Here is an 18990-nt window from a genome sequence, read left to right as displayed (position 1 = left end):
ATGATTCAGTTCACTGAATTCGTTCGGCTGCCTGGACGGGAATCCTGATCACAATCTCGGTTCCTTTCCCGACTGCGCTGGAGACACTAAACTCACCTCCCAATGAGCGTGCAAGATATTCCATATTCTCCATACCAAGTCCACCCTCCGCTCCAATCTCCTCCCCTCCTGCGGCAAGCTTTTCAGTCCTGAAGCCGATGCCGTCGTCCCTGATGGTTAACTCGATCTGCCGCAGGGTCAGCGCAAGATGAACGTGGATCTGCTTGGCATGACCGTGACGGATCGCATTACCGGCAGATTCCGATATCATACGAAACATTGCTTTCTGGTATGAATAAGGCAGTGTGTATTGTTCTCCCGTGTTGTGCAGCTCGATCTGAACATTATTCAGCCTGGACAGCATATGTAAATGGCTCTTTACCGTGGCCATCCAGGTCGGTCCGCCGCTCTTCTTGGAGCTCAGACTATGAATGGCAAGCCTTAATTCTCGTACCGCTTGATTCGCTGACTCCTGAATCAATTCAATCTGTTCATCTACCTGGGCTTTGCCCAGCTGATGCCACGTTTGCCGCAGCGAGTGTGTGGCATACACAATTCCGAACAGACTTTGCGATACATTGTCATGCATTTCATTGGCGATCCGGTTCTGCTCATTCGTCACCAGCAGTTGGTTTTCGACCCGTTCCAGCTCGTAGCGTTCGAGGAAAATCGCGCTCAGCTCGGCAAGAAATATCAGCTGCTGCACGAGCCAGCGTCTTCTCTCCATCCCTTGCTCAGGGTCGAGCTTAACACCGATCGCCGCTACAAACCGTGTCGTCATCGGCACCGTCATCATCAGAAAATCTCCCCATTCCGGGAAGCTTTTGAAAAAAGGGTCCCGCTCAAACCGGAATTGCTCACGATGACCAGCCAGCGTCTGGAATAGCTGCCGCTCTTCCTCCGCTGTCCAGCCCGTCTGGCTGCTCTCCGGCGCATCTTCAATTTCCCTGTTATCCAGCCAGAAGAACGCTTTGCTCTGCTTGGTGAGCTTCACTGCATAGTCCGAAATAACCTGCCCCATATTCATGGCTTTATTATGGCTTGCCGTTTCCATGATGTGATACAGCGATTTGATGTGGTCCATCGTTTCATTTGTGCGCTCGTTCGCTTTTATAAGCTCCCTCTTCATCGTGCCGATCACCTGCATGGCCATGGTAGTTAAGGCAAGCACCAGAATCATATTCATATTCTGGAGCAGCACATCGAGAAGGCTGATGCGGCTCACATTGAAGAAGGCATAACAAAGCGTAAGCTGGATGCCGATATAAGATACAAGCAATGACCAGCAATACAGGGCGTTCAAATATACTCCGGCTGCCAGGATCGGATTCATGACGTACCACTTGTACGGGCTTCCCATCCCGCCGGTAAGAAACTGCAGAACTACGATCCCCAGCGCTTCTGCGGCAATGAATAATTTCAGCACCGTCCCATGCTTGCGATATCTACGGTAAATGTACGTAAACACCGTCACAAAAAAGAACAACAAAAAAATCAATGCCAGCTTGTGACTCAGCGTGCCCGAGTCATTTAATGCATAAGCAAGTGATGTGAAGGCCCAGGATGCATACCTGTATATAAAGATCATCCTGCCTTCCGCTGTAGCCCTCGCTTTCATCCTTTCACCCTATTCTTTGATTAGTAGGGAAGATGAAACATCCGATGTGTTACAAAAATGATAACGAATAAAAAAAGAAATAACAAGTCATCTTGATTCTAGTAAACGTTTACATCGAAAATATTTTGGTATATTTTATGCCAAGTTTCATGTTTCAGTAAACTTTAAACGGGGTAATGTCGCAATTTGTTGCAGTTGTCAATAAGAATTTTTTTCATTCTTCAAAAAAAATAAACCTGCTGTCAGGAGACATAAAAATCATCCTGCAGCAGGTTATTTTTTTGTAATTATTTTTCCATTCCAAGGAAATCACGCTGTCGAATCAGATCAGTTCGTGCCTGTACGGGCAAGCTCACGCATGTTGGCTTCAAATGCGGCCAGCAAAGCCTCATCTCCGGTCAAGCCGGCTGCTTCCACCTTCTCGATCTGCTCCAGCATTCGTTTGTAATCCTTAGGAATGACACGGACAAAATACTGAAGCGAAGCTTCCCAGTCCTTCAGAATACGCTGTCCCGCCTCACTGTCTGTATGAGCGACATGGCGCTCGATCATACCGCGTAGGTCTGCAGCCTCAGCCGTGTCTTCCACACGCTCAAGCAGCACCATCTCCAGATTGCAGCGGTCAAGGAAAGAGCCCTCAGGATCATATACATAGGCAATACCGCCCGACATGCCTGCCGCAAAGTTGCGCCCTGTACCTCCAAGCACTACAACTCTGCCGCCGGTCATATACTCGCAGCCATGATCTCCTACACCTTCAACAACAACCCTTGCTCCGGAATTCCTTACAGCGAAACGCTCACCGGCTATACCGCTGATATACGCTTCACCGCTTGTCGCTCCATAGAAGGCCGTGTTGCCGATAATGATATTATCCTCCGCCTTAAAGGTCGCCTTGGCAGACTTCTTGACGATGATTTTACCGCCGGACAGACCTTTGCCCACATAGTCATTCGAATCGCCCTCAACCGTAAGGGTAATGCCCTTCGGAATGAACGCTCCGAGGCTTTGCCCCGCCGAACCGACAAAATGAAAGCGGATCGTATCCTCAGGCAAGCCGGCAGCACCATATTTACGCGTCACTTCACTGCCGAGTATGGTTCCAGCGGCACGGTTGACATTGGTGATCGGAAGCGTCGCTTCGACCGGAGTTTTATTCTCCAAAGCCGGAGCAGCGATGGAAAGCAGCCGCTGTTGATCCAGCGTTTCCTCCAGACCATGGTTCTGGCGCTGCGTGCGGAACCGTTCGCTTCCTTCCGGAAGCTCAGGCGTATGCAAGAGCAGGCTCAGGTCCACACCGCTCTTCTTCCAATGCTCATTCGCAGCGGATGCATCCAGGCAGTCCGTACGTCCAACCATCTCCTGGATGGTACGGAACCCGAGCTCAGCCATAATTTCACGTACATCTTCCGCCACAAACCGCATAAAGTTAACGACATGCGCCGGATCTCCCATGTAGTTCTTGCGCAGCTGCGGATTCTGGGTAGCCACGCCTACAGGGCATGTATCCATTTGGCATACACGCATCATGATGCAGCCGAGCGCAACCAGCGGCGCTGTAGAGAAGCCGTACTCTTCCGCACCGAGCAGGGCTGCTACGGCAAGATCGCGGCCTGAAAGCATTTTGCCGTCCGTTTCAAGCACTACGCGGTCTCTCAGATTGTTCAGAATCAGCGTCTGATGCGCCTCGGCAAGACCGAGCTCCCACGGCATGCCCGCATGGCGGATGGAGCCCTGCGGAGATGCACCGGTACCGCCGTCATAACCGCTGATCAGAATGATATCTGCACGGCCCTTGGCGACACCGGCCGCAATGGTGCCAACGCCCACTTCGGAAACCAGCTTCACGTTAATGTCCGCACGCGGATTTGCATTTTTCAAATCATAGATCAGTTCAGCCAGATCTTCGATTGAGTAAATGTCATGGTGCGGCGGCGGGGAAATAAGGCCTACGCCCGGCGTTGATCCGCGCACTTCCGCTACCCATGGATATACTTTGCGCCCTGGAAGCTGTCCGCCTTCGCCCGGCTTGGCTCCCTGCGCCATTTTGATTTGAATTTCGTCAGCATTCACCAAATAATTCGAAGTTACCCCGAAACGGCCGGAAGCCACCTGCTTGATGGAGCTGCGTCGGGAATCGCCATTCGCATCCGGCACGAAACGGGACGGGTCCTCGCCACCTTCGCCGGTATTGCTCTTGCCGCCGATACGGTTCATGGCGATGGCGAGATCTTCATGAGCCTCCTTGCTGATGGAACCGAAGGACATGGCCCCTGTCTTGAAGCGGCGCATGATCGATTCGGCAGGCTCCACTTCCTCAAGCGGCACAGGCTGGCCGTTTGGTCTGAGCTTCAGCAGAGAGCGCAGCGTAAGCTTCTTCTCATTTTCACCCTGAACGAGCTCTGAATATTTCTTATACAGCTTATAATCGCCAGTTCGAACCGCCTGCTGCAGCAGATGGATGGTCTGGGGATTGAACAGATGCTCTTCCCCGTCATTCCGCCACTGGTACTCGCCGCCGGAATCGAGGACTTTATCGCTGCCGTCCTTATCCGTAAAGGCACGGTTATGATGAGCCAGCGCTTCCGCGGCAACCTCTTCAAGCCCGATGCCGCCAATACGGGACGGTGTCCACGTAAAGTATTTATCCACAAATTCCTGCTTCAGGCCAACGGCCTCAAAAATTTGCGCGCCCCGGTAGGACTGAATGGTGGAGATGCCCATCTTGGACAAAATTTTAACGACACCCTTGGTTGCCGCCTTAATGTAGTTCTTGACAGCCTTCTCGTGCGAAACCCCGCGCAGCATTCCCTGCTGAATCATGTCATCCAGCGTCTCGAACGTCAGGTACGGATTGACGGCGCTCACGCCGTAACCAAGCAGCAGCGCATAATGATGAATATCGCGTGGTTCCCCGGATTCAAGCAGAATGCTGACTCTGGTGCGCGTTCCGTTCTTAATCAGATGATGATGAAGCCCGGCAACAGCAAGCAGCGCAGGAATGGCCGCATTTTCCGCATCCACGCCACGGTCGGACAGAATGAGGATATTATGTCCCTTGGCAATGACGCGGTCAGCCGACTCGAACAGCTCTTCCAGAGCTTTACGCAGCCCCTCAGCTCCTTCCTTGGCCGGGAAGAAGATCGGAATGGTCATCGATTTGAAGCCAGGACGATGGACATGGCGGATCTTGGCAAAGTCTTCATTGGAAAGCACAGGAGTTTCCAGACGGATCTGGCGACAGCTCTCCGGTTCCGGATGCAGCAGGTTCCGTTCCGGCCCGATCGTCGTGCCGGTCGATGTAACGATCTCCTCACGGATGGCATCAATCGGCGGATTGGTTACCTGCGCAAACATCTGTTTAAAGTAGTTATAGAGACGCTGCGGTTTATCGGACAACACGGCCAACGGGGCGTCATAACCCATGGAACCGATCGGCTCAGCCCCTGTGGCGGCCATGGGTTCCAGCAGTTTGCGCAGCTCTTCGAACGTATAGCCGAAGGAAAGCTGAAGCTGGTTCACATTATCATGCTTCGGATCCGGCAGCTCCGGCGCGTCAGGCAGCTCGTTCAGATCGATGAGATGCTCGTCAAGCCATTCCTGATAAGGCTGCTCGGAAGCGATTTGCGCCTTGACCTCCTCATCGGAAACAATGCGCCCTTCCTTCGTATCGACCAGCAGCATCCGTCCCGGACGAAGCCGGTCCTTATACTCCACATTTTCCGGCTGGATGTCGAGCACGCCCGCTTCGGAGGAGAGCACGATCAGATCGTCCTTCGTTACATAATAACGCGCAGGCCGAAGTCCGTTGCGGTCCAAAATGGCGCCGATCTGAATGCCGTCCGTAAACGCCATTGCAGCCGGTCCGTCCCAAGGCTCCATTAATGTGCTGTGATATTCGTAAAATGCTTTCTTCGCCTGGTCCATGCTCTCATGGTTATTCCATGGCTCAGGAACCATCATCATGGCTACATGTGGCAGCGAACGGCCACTCAGGTACAAAAATTCCAGCGTATTATCAAACATGGCCGTATCCGAGCCGTCCGGGTTGATGACCGGCTTGACCTTCTCCATGTCCTCACCGAACAGTTCACTCCGGAACTGTGCCTGGCGGGCATGCATCCAGTTCACGTTGCCGCGCATCGTGTTGATCTCGCCGTTGTGGATCATGAAACGGTACGGATGCGCGCGCTCCCAGCTTGGAAACGTATTGGTGCTGAAGCGGGAATGGATCAGGGCTATGGCCGAGGTTACCCGGCTATCGCGCAAATCCAGATAGAACTGGCCAACCTGGGCTGTTGTCAGCATGCCCTTGTATACGACCTTCCGGCAGGAGAGACTTGAAATATAGAACGTTTCGCCATGCTCTTCATTCTCGCTGTAACGAATGGCAAGCTCAGCCCGTTTGCGGATGACATACAGCTTCCGTTCAAAGAAGAGCTCATCCTCAAAATCAGCGCTGCTGCCAATGAATACCTGACGCACATGCGGCTTGGCAGCCTTGGCTGATTTGCCCAGCATGCTGTCGTCCGTCGGCACATCGCGGAAACCCAGCAGCTGCTGGCCTTCCTCAGCAATGATGTTCTTCAGCACTTCTTCGTGGCCTGCACGAACAGAGGCGTCCGTAGACATGAACAGCATGCCTACGCCATAACGTCCGGCCGCCGGAAGCGCAAAGCCGAGCTCCGCCGCTTCTTCCGAAAAGAATGCGTGCGGAATCTGCAGCATGATGCCGGCACCATCGCCGGAATTCGGCTCGCTTCCCTGACCGCCGCGGTGCTCCATATTCTCAAGCATGGTAAGCGCCTGACTTACAATTTCATGCGAAGCTTTGCCCTTGATATGTGCGACAAAGCCCATCCCGCAGGCATCTTTTTCAAATTGAGGATCATAAAGCCCTTGTTTTGGAGGTAGTCCAGTCTGTCTCATAGAACGCAACCTTTCTGTATTGAACTCATAAAGCCGGGACCTGCCCGGAATGGGACCTGAAGACGGTGGCGACAAACTAACATTCAGCAGGAGCTGAAAATGGGGGTACGACGAAACGCCGCCTCTTGGACACCAAGGGCGCGGCGCCTGACAGATTGAATGCGGGTCAAAGCGGCGGAGACCGCTTTAATAGATAGAATGCAAATTCAATAAATATGCACTTCACGCTTTTGTTATAGATTAGTTCTATCATTTTAACACTGACCTAACGCGTTAGCAATTCAAAGTTTTTATGATTGTGATAATAAATTTTTGGAAGCAAAGCTTTACCGCAACAGCGCGACAACCAAAGAAAGATATGTATAAATATACGATAAAATGAAGCTTTTATTATATTGCAGGATTCAGGCGTGGATTCCAGGCTTCAAAACCCTTTTTCCGGCTCATGAATCCCTTGGGAATTTCATATTTTAAACTAACGATGAAACCAGGTTTCCAGCATTTAAACGATCTTAAAAAGTAGGTGCATTCATGTTATCCAAAAGATTCCTGATCTTGTCCGAAGGCTTCGGCACGGGCCACACCCGTGCCGCTGCCGCTCTCGCCGACGGTCTGCACCAATTGTACCCGGGTGTCAGCACGCAGGTGATGGAGCTCGCTGCGATGCTGAATCCTAAAATAGCTCCGGTCATATTCTCCGCCTACCGCAAAACGGTATACAAGCAGCCCAAAATGATCGGCCGGCTGTACCGCAGGCAGTATCATAAACAGCTGAATGAGCTGGCCCGCATCGTTTTGCACAAGCTTTTTTATACAAGGGCCGTGAGAGTGATCGGAGGCTGGGAGCCGGATGCGATTGTCTGCACCCACCCGTTCCCCAGCGCGGTCGTGGCACGGCTGAAAAAGCTCGGCCTGGACATCCCTCTCTACACCCTGATTACGGACTATGATGTTCACGGAGCCTGGGTCAGCCAGGAGGTGAATCAATATCTGGTTCCTTCATCTGAAGCCCGGAGAAAGCTCCAGGCCAGGGGTGTGGAGAGCAGCCGCATATCAGTCACAGGCATTCCCGTACATCCCGATTTCTGGGATCGCGGCGACAAGTCCGAGGCCCGTGTACGCTTTGGCCTCCGTGATATGCCTACAGCCCTTGTCATGGGCGGAGGCTGGGGCATTCCGCTTGAAGAGAGCATGATGAACGTGCTTGTTCATATGGCGGATCAGCTTCAGGTCATTGTGTGCACAGGCAGCAACGACAGGCTGCTGGCCAAGCTTGAGGCAGCTCCGGCATTTCGGCACCCCCATATTCACGCACTCGGCTTTACCCGCGAAATCGGCACGCTGATGGATGCATCCGATCTGCTGATTACAAAACCTGGCGGCATGACCTGCACGGAGGCGATAGCCAAAGGGCTTCCGATGCTGTTCACATCCTTGCTTCCTGGTCAGGAAGAAGAGAATTGCGGATACTTTGAAAAAAACGGGTGCGCCAAAACGGTAACCGGTCCTGTTCAGCTGGAGCAAAGTCTGCGTAGTGCAATACATAATATTCATGAAAATAAGGGCAATGCTCGTTACACTATGCAGTCTGCCGTGACGGAACTCAAATACGATCCGTTATGCTGTCCGGCAACCGTATTCCGTTTAACAACCGAATCCGCCTTTCATGACCGGTCCGAACTTCATTTGTCCGGTACGTGAAAGCCGCCTGCTCACTTGTAAAACGTATGCCGGCCTATCGTTTTCACTTTAGTGCGCGAATGATGAACCGTAAGATCATCAGCTAAAGTCAGGGACAAAAAATAATAAGTATTATCCGGGACGGCTTTGTGCCCTTCAAGCGCTTGGTTGACTGCTTTCACAGTTTCCGCGTTCGGATGGACACGTTTAAGACGCCCGTTGGCTACCGGACTGAATTGGGCTTTTTGATAAATGACTTCGCGTATGGTATCTGGGAAATTGGCTGACCGCAGCCGGTTTAAGACAACGTTGGCAACTGCCACTTTGCCTTCGTACGGTTCGCCTTCTGCTTCTGCCATGACGATTTTTTGCAGCAGAAGCACTTCTTGCGCGGTGATGCTGTAACTCCATGTTGCCCTGGCCTGATCCGCCTGGGTCAACATGGCAGTCCGCGTAAAGAAGAGTTTTTTAGGAGGGGATTGGGATTGGATTTTAGCTTTGCTGACGGCTGGAGCAGCCTGTTTTGCAGCAGAGCGGGTGTTCTTTGCAGCTTGTGCCGCTTTTGCGTCCAGTGCCGCCTTTTCCGCGTGATTTTGCAGCAGAAGGGTGGGCATGACGCTTTTCAAGCTGTGCAATTCATGTATGGACGGGCCGGTTTGGTCCACAATATGCATGGGCCTGGACCTGTCCTGTTCCAGATTCGCAGCTGTGGCAGCCGACCACTGCAGTGAATCGGCTGTATTTGCCGCTGTTCCAGTCTTTTTATTCTGACTTTCCACAACCACACTGATCCCCAATATACATACCATAAGCACGCTCATAAGAGGTGCGATCCAACGATGCTCTTTAATGATTTCCATTTTGTTCCTCCCGTTATTTAGGCACATTCTTCAGTTATGTAACCTAAAATCCACCTTTTGAATAACGCTGAACAATAGTATCACTAAGTTGACACCATTTCAAGGCCGAGAATATGGAATCGGAAATGTTTGCAGAATTTCATACATCGGTTTCCTGCCAAATCTTGTCGCAAAAAGCACGAAATCAGCGACGGTCCAGGAGCTGTCACTCCCATCATTTTCATGATCAGGAATGGGTTCTGCGGGTCCTGACCCGGTATATGATCTTGCAATGGTAATGTGAGGGCTATAGGGCCGCTCTTCCGGCACGAAACCAAGCGGCATTGTGTGATCTGCCACGGTTTTCTGCAGCAGCTTGAGCATATCCCGATCCCCTTCAACTCCTCTCCACAGCACCCTTGGAAAAGCCGGTCTCCCGAAGGTTCCCGCCCCGCCCAAGCGAAGCTGGAACGAGCCGCATTTGGCTGCCGCCTCCTTCAGAGCATCTGTTACGTTTGGTATGGTGTTTATATCCACGTCACCCATAAATTGAAGAGTAATATGATAGTCGCGCGGATCGGTCCATGTGCGGAAGGACATAGTCCTCTTTATGCCATCCCGCCAAACTTTTACCTGTTCCTGAAGATGCTGGGGAAGCCGGACGGCTGTAAAGAGCCGCTCGCTTGCAGCGTTTTCTTTTCCTGGTTTTGACATTATCTGCCGCCTCCTTTAACAAAAATTGATATGATTCATCATTCCACAAAGGCCGGTCATTCACACCCGCATTTACATTCATGCATGTTAAGCTCCCTAAACCTCTGCAGATGGGAGAATTTGCTTTCAAAAAAACGAACATATGTGCTATAATTTCTGGGATGTACTTAAAACCGGATGTATTGTATCGACGATTCGCGTCATGGTGACTCCATATCTGGTATTCTGATTATAGATAATGTTTAAATAACACATAAAAGCACGCTCGGGAGGTAATGATTGATGGGCAAAATCGTTAGTATGCAGGTTCTGTCACCCGAACAGGAATCCCTTATCCGGGAAACGGCCCCAGGCTATGAGATCATTCAGGGAAAGGCCAGAGAGATCGACCCCGGAACGATCAGGCAGGCAGAAATTTTGCTGGGCTGGTCCACGAGATATGAAGAAACCGCGCTTGATCCGGAAAGTCCCCTTCGCTGGATTCAGACCAGATCGGCAGGGGTAGATACGCTGCCGCTGGAACAGCTGGAAGAAAAAAATATTATGTTAACAAATGCCAGCGGCGTGCACGCCATCCCGATTACGGAAATGATCTTCGGGTTTCTGCTCTCCCACACCCGGTATATGCAAGCCTCCACAAAGCTGCAGCAGCAGCGGACCTGGAAAAAGCCTGGCTACAACTCGCTCCAGGAACTGCAAGGAAAGACGATTCTGATTGCCGGTGTGGGGGAAATTGGTACAGAAACCGCCCGCATCGCCAAAGCATTCGGCCTGAAAGTCACGGGAGTGCGCCGCTCCGGCAGAGACGTTCCCCATGTGGATCAGATGTACACCATGGACGGGCTTCTGGATGCCGTGGCAGATGCGGATATTGTCGTGAACATTCTGCCGCTGACGGACGAGACGTTGCATATTTTTGATGAAAAGGTGTTCGCCGCTTTCAAGCGTGGCATGTTCTTTGTCAATGTCGGACGCGGCCAGACGGTCAAAACCAGTGCCTTGATACAAGCTCTGGAAAATGGCCAGATTGCTTTCTCCGGCCTGGACGTTTTTGAGGAAGAGCCTCTGCCTGCCGACCATGCGCTTTGGACGATGGATAATGTGCTGATTACTCCCCATGTTGCGGGAGATACGATACGTTATGATGAGCGCGTTTTTGATATTTTCCTGGAAAATCTGAAGGCCTACACAGCCGGACGCGAGCTTCCGCGCAATTTGGTGGATTACAGAGTAAAATATTAAAGAGGTAGTTCAAAAAGTCATCTTTTGATCACGAAGTAAGTCAGGAAGCGGACTCGACATCGAATCTTGAATTCAGCCGGGCCTTCCGGTGCTCACGTACACCAAACGTACGCTCCGCTCCTCAGTCCCTAGCTTCATCCAATCTTCTCGGTGCTGAAAACCTGACTTTTTGAACTTGCACTTAATGAAAAAGGAGCCCGTCCCGCTGCAGAAAATTCTGCTGATGGGACGACTCTTTCATTAATAGTAGGCTTGTATGCTCTATCTGCAAATATAGATCTCCCTGACCATGCCAGCACGCTCGCCTTTATATAACCTGCATTCCGCCTCAATCTGCCAGCCTGCAGCAAGCAGCGCCTCACGGATCGGTTCAATGCTTACGACAACGGCTTCGTCGGCAAGCCTTCTGAGACTTGCCAGCATCCGGTCCCTCTCCGGTTGTGGCAATACTGAGCAAAGATTGTAGGGCATATCCAGGATAGCGGCATCATAATGCCCTTCCAGCAAATTCATATCTCCAAGCGTTACCAGCTCTTCCGGGAAGCCATAGTGGCGCAGATTTACCCGTGCCCCTTTAACAGCCAGCGGATTCATGTCATTGCCGCGAATGCTGATGCCGGTCATCAACCCTTCGATCACCACATTGCCCATGCCGCAGCAGGGGTCGATCAGCTTCCTGCCCTCCGGATAGGGGGCAGCCAGATTCACAAGCGCTTTAGCCGCCAGCACAGGAAGACCTGTGGAATAATTTTGCGGTTTATGCCGGCGATCCAGCCAGGAACGGCCGCTGTACACACATCGGCCCAGCAGCCATTGTCCTTGCAGGCGGACGATGCCAAAGACGATGTCAGGCTCCTTCATGTTAGCTTTGCCCCGGATACGCCAACCGATTTCACGCTCAATCTCTCTTTGTCTTGTGTAATCCTCCGTGCTTTCCCCTTCTTTGATAAAAGTTACTTTAAAAGTGTCTTCTTCCTCTACGGTCAATTCTGCTGCGGCAGCTGCCAGTTCCGCCAGGTCCCCGGCCGCGGCCAGCACATCCAGCCTGAGCCGGATAAACGGGCTTGTATCCGGATCAATCAGCCGGTCGGCTGCAACCAGCATGGATGTAAGCGGCCGGGTACCAAATAACCGCAGCATTTCCAGTTCACACAGCTCTCGCTCGGTTTCATGACATGCATACAAATATACATACCGGAATGGTTTGCTCAACCCGCTGCTCACGATGTCTTCCGAATCTCGAATTGGGATACCGATTCCAGCAAAATATCCGACAGCTCCTTCAGCGAGCTGATGCTCTCCGTAACCGTTTCAATGTTGGACACCTGCTGCTGCACCGATGCTGATGTCTGTTCTGCCCCGGCAGCAGCCTGCTGGGAAACGGCGGAAATATTTTGACTCTGCTCATTCATCTGTTCGCTGGCCTCCTGCATGCTCTGCAGATTGGAAGAGACCTGCGCGATCACCTCCACCATGGAGGCCACCGATTGATTAATCTCCGTAAATGCCTGGCCGGTGATGCTCATCTGCTTGTTGCCCTCCTCTGTCTGCAGCACTCCAGCCTGCAGCAATTCTACGACTGCGCGCGAATCGTTCTGAATATCTGCGGTAATACCCGTGATTTGGGACACCGCCTGCCGGACCGCTTCAGACAGACTGCTTACCTCCTTGGCTACTACCGCAAAGCCGCGTCCGCTTTCCCCGGCTCTTGCCGCCTCAATCGCCGCATTGAGTGATAGCAAATTGGTCTGCTGGGCTATCTCGCGGATGGTCTGTACCAAACGGTCGATATTGCGGTTTTTGCGGTCCAGCTCCATAACCTTGTCCATGGAATCGGACACCAGACGGGAGATCACTGACATTTGGCTGACAGACTGGTCCATAGCGGCCTTGCCAATATTTCCTTTATCAAGCACTAGCTCGGAATTACGCTGCAGTTCCTCCCCATGCCGCGCATGCTGTGCAATCCGCTCATTCAAATGCTCTACCGAAGCCGCGGAATCTGCCGCCGTCAGTGCCTGATCCTCAGCCCCCTTGGCCAGCTCCGCTGCCGTAATGGCAATCTGCTCGCTGCCTGCCTTTACCTCCAGAGCGGACGCGGCCAGCTCCGCAGTCCGCTGATTCATTACTCCGGAGATATCATGGATGCTTTGCACCATGGCTGTAAAGTTACGCTTCATCAGATTCACTGACTCGGCAAGCTCTCCGATTTCGTCCTTATAAGCAACAATTATATTGTCACCGGTCAGATCCCCTTTGGCGATGACCTTAACATTGGAAGTAAATGTACGTAATGGGGCAATCACCCGCCTTGTAATTTGCCGGTTCGCCGTGAAAGCCAGGGCAACAGCCAAGACAAGACAAATGCCTGTGATCGCCTGCGCCCAGACAAAACTGCTGCGCGTCTCGCTTCCTGCCGACGCAGCCTTGTCCCGATTGAATGAAACGAGATAATCCAGATCTCCCTCCATGGCGGTAAAAGCATTGGTGCCCTTGGATGCGACTTCTGCAGCCAAATCGCTTTGCTCATCATTGCTGAGGTTGATCGCCTGCATGTTCAATTTAAGGTAATTATCCCATTTTTCATGAAGCGCCTGCAAATGCTCCGTCTCTCCGGACGTCAGTGGCCGCGCTTCAAGTCTTTTAAAGCTCTGCGCCGCCACCCGCACCATTTTATTGCGTTCTTCTTCAAGCAGGCTTTTTTCACCAGGGTCGCCTGTGGCGAAATGACGGAAGCTTAATGTTAATACATGCTCGGTGGCATATCGAATGCTGTTGACATCCTCCAGGGCAGGCATTACATTGTCCACAATGTTAGATGAATTCTGCTGCATTTTGTTCATTTGCAGCAGGGATACGACACCAAAGATCAGCAAATAGACAATCAGGCCGGCAAAAATAAGAGCAGTAAATTTACCGACACTCTTGTTGACCCCAAACCAGGTGTCCAACCGCAGCCCTTTGCCCGGTTCGGGATGACCCTTCCTTTCCGGGAGCCTGATGCCTTTAAGCTTGTCTTTGATTTCAGACCACTTCACAAGTCGACTTTTCCCATCCTTCTTCTTTGTGAGCTCTCCACGTTTGTCCAAAAGTTTACGATTATTCATCTTTTCAGACATCCCCCTTCATCCTACTCCTCTTCTATGTATGGCCTGTGAAGAAATCCTGACGTGGATCGCGCTGCCGGGATTATATACCTGTAAATATGCGGCTTATCCATAGAAAGGAGTCAGCTGTACAATTACGTGTATATCTGTTTTTTCGGAAGTCCGGGAGTGTCTTTTTAGTTCTTTAGTCATAAAAAAGATGAATTTTCACTATTTTTACGAAAATTTAACGGTAATACATGAAAATTTACTTTCATTCACGAAAATATTCTGACAAGAGACGGTAGCTTTTCAACCTCTTCTCATAATCCGCGATTTCTGTCACAAGCAAAAAATCATCGGTTTGCAGGCGCTGCTGCAGTTCCCGCAGCTTGTCCCCCACCTGGGATGGGGACCCGATCAGCCAGCCGTCTCCTTTCCGCTCCGGTCCCGGCATCTGCTCCCCTTCCCGGCTGCGGCGGGCCTGTTCCGCCAATTGGTATGCTGCTTCTTCGGTTTCCGCGCAAATGACACCAACCGCCACCATCGTCCGGGGGGCAGGCAGATTTGCTGAAGGCGAGAATGCTTCACGGTACGCCTCCAAAATCCCGCGCCCATCCTGATCGCTCATAAACTGCCCGAACACATAACCAGTCCCGTAGCGGGCCGCATACTCCGCACCCTTGCGGTTGGTACCCAGCATCCACAGGGACGGCGGAAGCTCGGGCAGCGGCTGTGCGGTTACCGGCACATCCTCGTAACGGTAGCTGCCTTCAAGCAGTGCTTTTAATGAAGCAATCGTTTCGGGCATCTTCGCCACCCGCTCCAGAAAGTTGCCGCTCAGCGCCATGGAGGCATGCGCTCCACCGCCAGGCGCGCGCCCGATTCCAAGCTCTACACGGCCTGGATAGAGCGCCGCCAGCAGATTGAACCATTCCGCAACTTTAAGCGGGCTGTAATGCGGCAGCAGGATGGCCCCGGAGCCGATGTGAATGGTAGAAGTTACCGCGCCGATGTGGGCGAGCAGCACCTCAGGGCTGGCGGAGGCAAGGCCTTTTATATCATGATGCTCGGAGGTCCAATAGCGGTGATAGCCCCAGGCTTCCGCCTGGCGTGCCAGTTCTCCGGCTCTGCGCACCGCTTCCTCGGCGCTGCAGCCGCCAAGCAGCGGCACCAGATCCAGCACTCCCAATCGGATCGGCTGTTTTGTCATGTCAGATCCTCCAATCATTTTCTTGATGGTTTACCTTTCACTACTGCTTCTCATACGAAAAAAGCAGCCCTTCAGGACTGCTCCTTTCTCTTCAATATAATGCATCGGCTAATCCGCTTCAATCCGCCTTAATCCAGATCGTAAATGGACCCCACCTTCAATCCGTATAATTCATTGTAAATCTTCTCCGCAAACGCATCCGTCATACCGGCAATATAATCGATGATCATATGCTCCCATGTCCACATGGGCTTCGGCTTCGCCTGATCACGTTCAAAACGGAGCAGCCAGTCACTCGGAACAATCGCTTTGGAGGTCTCCGGATCCACAAAGGCCTGCCACAACCGCTTCAGCATCCATTCGCTGCGCTTTTGCAGCCGCTGTACCCTGAGATCGCGGATCATCGTAACCCAGGCAAAACTCTTGAGCACACTCACTGTTCTCAGCATATCCTCATCCTCGGCGCCTTCATTGACAAAGGTCACCTTCTTCCAGTTCCCGTCATCAATGATGCCGAGGCTGTTCACAAAAAGGCTTACCCAATACGCCTTGACCTCACGCCGAGTGCGGGAATAATCATTTTCGCAGAACGGCATTTTTGCATTCCACACCTTGAGAAATTCCTTAAGCACCGCTTCAACCTTGCGCGTAATCTGCCCGGGGGTCCACCCCTGCCAGAAAGGGTCCTCCAGGGTAGTGATTTTTTCGGTAATGAGCTTGTTTAATAAAGGATCATATAAAAAATGCTCATGCACCTCAATTTTCCCCGCTTTGATACCATCCTCCAGATCATGCGCGGAATAAGCAATATCGTCGCACAGGTCCATCAGCTGCGCTTCTAGCGTTTTTTTGCCGTCCGGAATGCCCCAGTCCCTACGGATTGCTTCGATATATTGCCATTCATGGAGGTACATGCCCTTCTTGTTCACCGTTCCGGGATAAGGATATTTATTAATGCCCAGCAGCACCGCATCCGAAAGGTTCAGCCCGTCAATATCCTCCCGCTTCTCCAGAAACATGATCAGCCGGAAGTTATGGGCATTGCCTTCAAAATGCTCATATTTGAGCCGCATCTCCTTATGAATCTCCAGAGCCGGCTCCGACAGGGGAGGAAGTCCAAGCGCGTCGGCTGCCTCCCTTGCTCGTTGCTCAATCAGTTGGTCCAGGATGCCGTCCAGTACTTCCTCGCCCTTATGGCCGAAAGGAGGATGACCGAAATCATGGGCGATGGCTGCGCATTCCACAACCTCGGAATCAATGACCAGCCCGGGATTATCCGCCCGTTCGAAAGCCGCGTCAGGATATGCCCGGATCAAGCTGCGCGCCGCTTCACGGGCAATCTGCGCAACCTCCAGCGAATGGGTGAGACGTGTCCGGTAATAATCGCCGGTGCCTGCACCGAATACCTGGGATTTGCCCTGCAGTCTGCGGAAGGTCGGCGAATGGATCAAACGTGAATAATCTCTTTCATAAGCCGCACGGGAAGCATCGGAACGGATCTGCTCCGGATGCTGGCGGTGTTCTCTTTTAGCGTTCCATGTCATGCAATTTCACTCCCTACATAGTTGGAGTGATTATACACATTTTTGGCCTGCCGGAAAAGACAGTTATCCATTCATGTTGCAGAGGGATTACCTGCTCATTTCGGTTTCATACGCGGATCCAGCACGTCCCTTAATCCGTCCCCAAGCAAGTTGAAACCGAGTACCGTCAGCATGATGGACAGGCCCGGGAAGAAGACGGTCCACGGTGCGGTCTGAATAAATTGTCTGGAATCGGACAGCATTTTGCCCCATTCCGGCTCCGGCGGCTGTGCCCCCATGCCCAGAAAACCCAGCGCGGCCGCTTCAATGATAGCTGTACCGACTCCGAGCGTTCCCTGTACAATAATGGGCGTCAGACTGTTAGGCAAAATATGCTTGATCAGAATCCGGGAGTTCTTGACCCCGATTGCCCGCGCCGCCGTGATATATTCCTCTGTCTTCAGACTGAGCACCTTGGAGCGCACCAGGCGTCCGTAAGTCGGCACGTTGACGATGGCAATCGCATATAGAGCATTCTCAAGCGAAGGGCCCAGAATGGCGACGATGGCAATCGCCAGCAGAATGCCAGGGAAGGCCAGCAAAATATCAAACAGCCGGGAGATGAGCATATCCCACCATTTTCCGTAAAAACCGGCCAGAATGCCAAGCGCCGTCCCCAGAATAATCGAACCTACAACAGATAAAAAACCAACCCAGAGCGAGATGCGCGCACCAAATAAAGTCCGTGTGAAAATATCCCGTCCCAGATCATCCGTGCCAAACCAGTGCTCGGCGGACGGCGCCTGCAGCCGATCGGTCAGCGACGGTTCCTTATAGTCATAAGTGGATAGCAGAGGCGCGATGATCGCGATGATGATGAATAAAATAATGATGGACAAGCCAACGACAGCTGTCTTGTTCCGCCGGAAGGCCTTCCAGGCATCCCGCCACGGTCCTGATGCCCGTTCTGCGGCCGGGATGCCTGCCTTTCGTGTATTCATTGAAATTTGACTCATAATTTCCTCCTGCCTGTCATTGCCTCACCGGAGTGGCAGTCATTTAAATGAAGTTGCGCCGGATTACTAATAACGTATACGGCGGTCGATCACGGCATACAACAGATCGACAATAAGGTTGATAATGACGAACAAAAATGCGATCACGAGAATACCGCTCTGAATGACCGGATAGTCCCGCGAGCTGATCGCATCATAAATATAACGGCCTACACCCGGCCAAGCAAAGATGGTCTCTGTCAGCACCGCACCGCCAAGCAGAGAGCCTGTCTGCAGGCCGATGACCGTCAGCACCGGAATGGCAGCATTTTTGAGTGCATGCTTATAAACCACGCGAAATGGCGCAAGCCCCTTGGCACGGGCTGTCCGGATATACTCGGAATTCATGACCTCAAGCATGCTGGAGCGCGTCATTCTTGCAATGACGGCCATTGGAATCGTACCTAAAGCGATGCTCGGCAAAATCAAATATTTGATAACAGTCCAGATTTGGTCCCAGCGTCCGGCAATAATGGCGTCGATCACGGCCAAGTGAGTCACCGCCTCGATCGGATCACGCGGATTCATGCGTCCGATGGAAGGAAGCCAGTGCAGCTTGTTCGCGAAAATCCACTGCTCCATGAGACCGAGCCAGAAGATCGGCATGGACACACCAACCAGCGCAACCACCATACTGGCATAATCAAACCAGGAATTTTGCTTCCAGGCGCTGATGATGCCTGCATTGACACCAACGATCAGCGCAAACAGCATGCTGGCTACCGTTAGTTCCAGTGTAGCCGCCAGATAAGGCAGCATTTCCCGGGCAATCGGCTCGCGCGTGCGGATGGAATCTCCCAAATCCCCGCGCAGCAGTTCCCCTAAATACGCTCCGTATTGCTGCAGCCACGGCTTGTCCAGTCCCAGCTGCTCCCGCAGCGCCTGCTTGGACTGCTCTGTGGCTTTATCCCCAAGAATCGTGTCCGCTGGGTCACCTGGAATGGCATGAATGATGGAAAATACGATTAACGTCATGCCCAGCAGTACAGGGATAAGTACAGCTATTCTTTTAATAATGTATGCACTCAAATCAATTCACCGCCCGCTTGCTG

Annotated in this window: 12 protein-coding genes; 2 read left to right on the top strand and 10 right to left on the bottom strand. The window is 52.1% G+C overall.

Features of this window, described 5'->3' with window-relative positions:
- Positions 1-10: 10 nt before the first annotated feature.
- Together ACE5KN_RS05275 and gltB are read right to left on the bottom strand one after the other, a co-directional pair.
- Entirely contained in the window at positions 11-1627 is a 1617-nt protein-coding gene (locus ACE5KN_RS05275) for a sensor histidine kinase (RefSeq protein ID WP_375523254.1), read from the bottom strand.
- A gap of 357 nt (positions 1628-1984) precedes the next feature.
- Positions 1985-6586 carry a glutamate synthase large subunit gene (gene gltB, locus ACE5KN_RS05270; protein WP_375523255.1) on the bottom strand — a complete coding sequence of 1534 codons (4602 nt, stop codon included), beginning with the start codon at positions 6584-6586 and terminating at the stop codon, positions 1985-1987.
- Positions 6587-7117: 531 nt separating this feature from the next.
- On the opposite strand from gltB, the gene ACE5KN_RS05265 reads away from it, so the two are divergent.
- A complete protein-coding gene (locus ACE5KN_RS05265) occupies positions 7118-8287 on the top strand; it encodes an MGDG synthase family glycosyltransferase (RefSeq protein ID WP_375523256.1) in 1170 nt (389 codons plus the stop codon).
- A gap of 11 nt (positions 8288-8298) precedes the next feature.
- On the opposite strand, the gene ACE5KN_RS05260 is transcribed toward ACE5KN_RS05265, so the two are convergent.
- Both ACE5KN_RS05260 and thpR read right to left on the bottom strand, forming a co-directional pair.
- Positions 8299-9126, bottom strand: a complete 828-nt coding sequence (locus ACE5KN_RS05260; RefSeq protein ID WP_375523257.1) for a cell wall hydrolase — start codon at positions 9124-9126, stop codon at positions 8299-8301.
- 99 nt (positions 9127-9225) lie between these two features.
- Positions 9226-9819, bottom strand: a complete 594-nt coding sequence (thpR, locus tag ACE5KN_RS05255; RefSeq protein WP_375523258.1) for an RNA 2',3'-cyclic phosphodiesterase — start codon at positions 9817-9819, stop codon at positions 9226-9228.
- 282 nt (positions 9820-10101) lie between these two features.
- Between thpR and ACE5KN_RS05250 the strand changes: the two genes are divergently transcribed.
- Complete coding sequence (locus ACE5KN_RS05250) at positions 10102-11061, top strand: D-2-hydroxyacid dehydrogenase (protein ID WP_375523259.1); 960 nt, start codon at positions 10102-10104, stop codon at positions 11059-11061.
- A 261-nt stretch (positions 11062-11322) separates the two neighbouring features.
- Here ACE5KN_RS05250 and ACE5KN_RS05245 read toward each other — a convergent pair whose 3' ends face one another.
- From ACE5KN_RS05245 to ACE5KN_RS05220, 6 genes are all read right to left on the bottom strand, one after another.
- Positions 11323-12201 carry a THUMP domain-containing class I SAM-dependent methyltransferase gene (locus ACE5KN_RS05245; protein ID WP_375523449.1) on the bottom strand — a complete coding sequence of 293 codons (879 nt, stop codon included), beginning with the start codon at positions 12199-12201 and terminating at the stop codon, positions 11323-11325.
- 80 nt (positions 12202-12281) lie between these two features.
- Positions 12282-14168 (bottom strand): methyl-accepting chemotaxis protein, encoded by a 1887-nt coding sequence (locus tag ACE5KN_RS05240; protein ID WP_375523260.1) that lies wholly within the window; start codon positions 14166-14168, stop codon positions 12282-12284.
- Between the two features lie 253 nt (positions 14169-14421).
- Positions 14422-15360 carry an MsnO8 family LLM class oxidoreductase gene (locus ACE5KN_RS05235; RefSeq protein WP_375523261.1) on the bottom strand — a complete coding sequence of 313 codons (939 nt, stop codon included), beginning with the start codon at positions 15358-15360 and terminating at the stop codon, positions 14422-14424.
- Between the two features lie 128 nt (positions 15361-15488).
- Positions 15489-16904, bottom strand: coding sequence for a deoxyguanosinetriphosphate triphosphohydrolase family protein (locus ACE5KN_RS05230; RefSeq protein ID WP_375523262.1), 1416 nt, complete (start codon positions 16902-16904; stop codon positions 15489-15491).
- A gap of 95 nt (positions 16905-16999) precedes the next feature.
- Positions 17000-17899, bottom strand: a complete 900-nt coding sequence (nikC, locus tag ACE5KN_RS05225; RefSeq protein WP_375523263.1) for a nickel transporter permease — start codon at positions 17897-17899, stop codon at positions 17000-17002.
- 66 nt (positions 17900-17965) lie between these two features.
- Positions 17966-18967, bottom strand: coding sequence for an ABC transporter permease (locus ACE5KN_RS05220; RefSeq protein WP_375523264.1), 1002 nt, complete (start codon positions 18965-18967; stop codon positions 17966-17968).
- Positions 18968-18990: the final 23 nt, after the last annotated feature.

Origin of the sequence: Paenibacillus terreus (genome assembly GCF_042138595.1) — a bacterium.
Lineage (GTDB): Bacteria > Bacillota > Bacilli > Paenibacillales > Paenibacillaceae > Paenibacillus > Paenibacillus terreus.
This window is presented reverse-complemented; position numbering and strand designations above follow the sequence as displayed.

Bases quoted from the DNA above. Each gene is read 5' to 3' on its own strand.
- ACE5KN_RS05275 (WP_375523254.1), bottom strand. From the start codon at position 1,627: ATGATCTTTATATACAGGTATGCATCCTGGGCCTTCACATCACTTGCT.
- gltB (WP_375523255.1), bottom strand. From the start codon at position 6,586: ATGAGACAGACTGGACTACCTCCAAAACAAGGGCTTTATGATCCTCAA.
- ACE5KN_RS05265 (WP_375523256.1), top strand. From the start codon at position 7,118: ATGTTATCCAAAAGATTCCTGATCTTGTCCGAAGGCTTCGGCACGGGC.
- ACE5KN_RS05260 (WP_375523257.1), bottom strand. From the start codon at position 9,126: ATGGAAATCATTAAAGAGCATCGTTGGATCGCACCTCTTATGAGCGTG.
- thpR (WP_375523258.1), bottom strand. From the start codon at position 9,819: ATGTCAAAACCAGGAAAAGAAAACGCTGCAAGCGAGCGGCTCTTTACA.
- ACE5KN_RS05250 (WP_375523259.1), top strand. From the start codon at position 10,102: ATGGGCAAAATCGTTAGTATGCAGGTTCTGTCACCCGAACAGGAATCC.
- ACE5KN_RS05245 (WP_375523449.1), bottom strand. From the start codon at position 12,201: ATGCTGCGGTTATTTGGTACCCGGCCGCTTACATCCATGCTGGTTGCA.
- ACE5KN_RS05240 (WP_375523260.1), bottom strand. From the start codon at position 14,168: ATGAATAATCGTAAACTTTTGGACAAACGTGGAGAGCTCACAAAGAAG.
- ACE5KN_RS05235 (WP_375523261.1), bottom strand. From the start codon at position 15,360: ATGACAAAACAGCCGATCCGATTGGGAGTGCTGGATCTGGTGCCGCTG.
- ACE5KN_RS05230 (WP_375523262.1), bottom strand. From the start codon at position 16,904: ATGACATGGAACGCTAAAAGAGAACACCGCCAGCATCCGGAGCAGATC.
- nikC (WP_375523263.1), bottom strand. From the start codon at position 17,899: ATGAGTCAAATTTCAATGAATACACGAAAGGCAGGCATCCCGGCCGCA.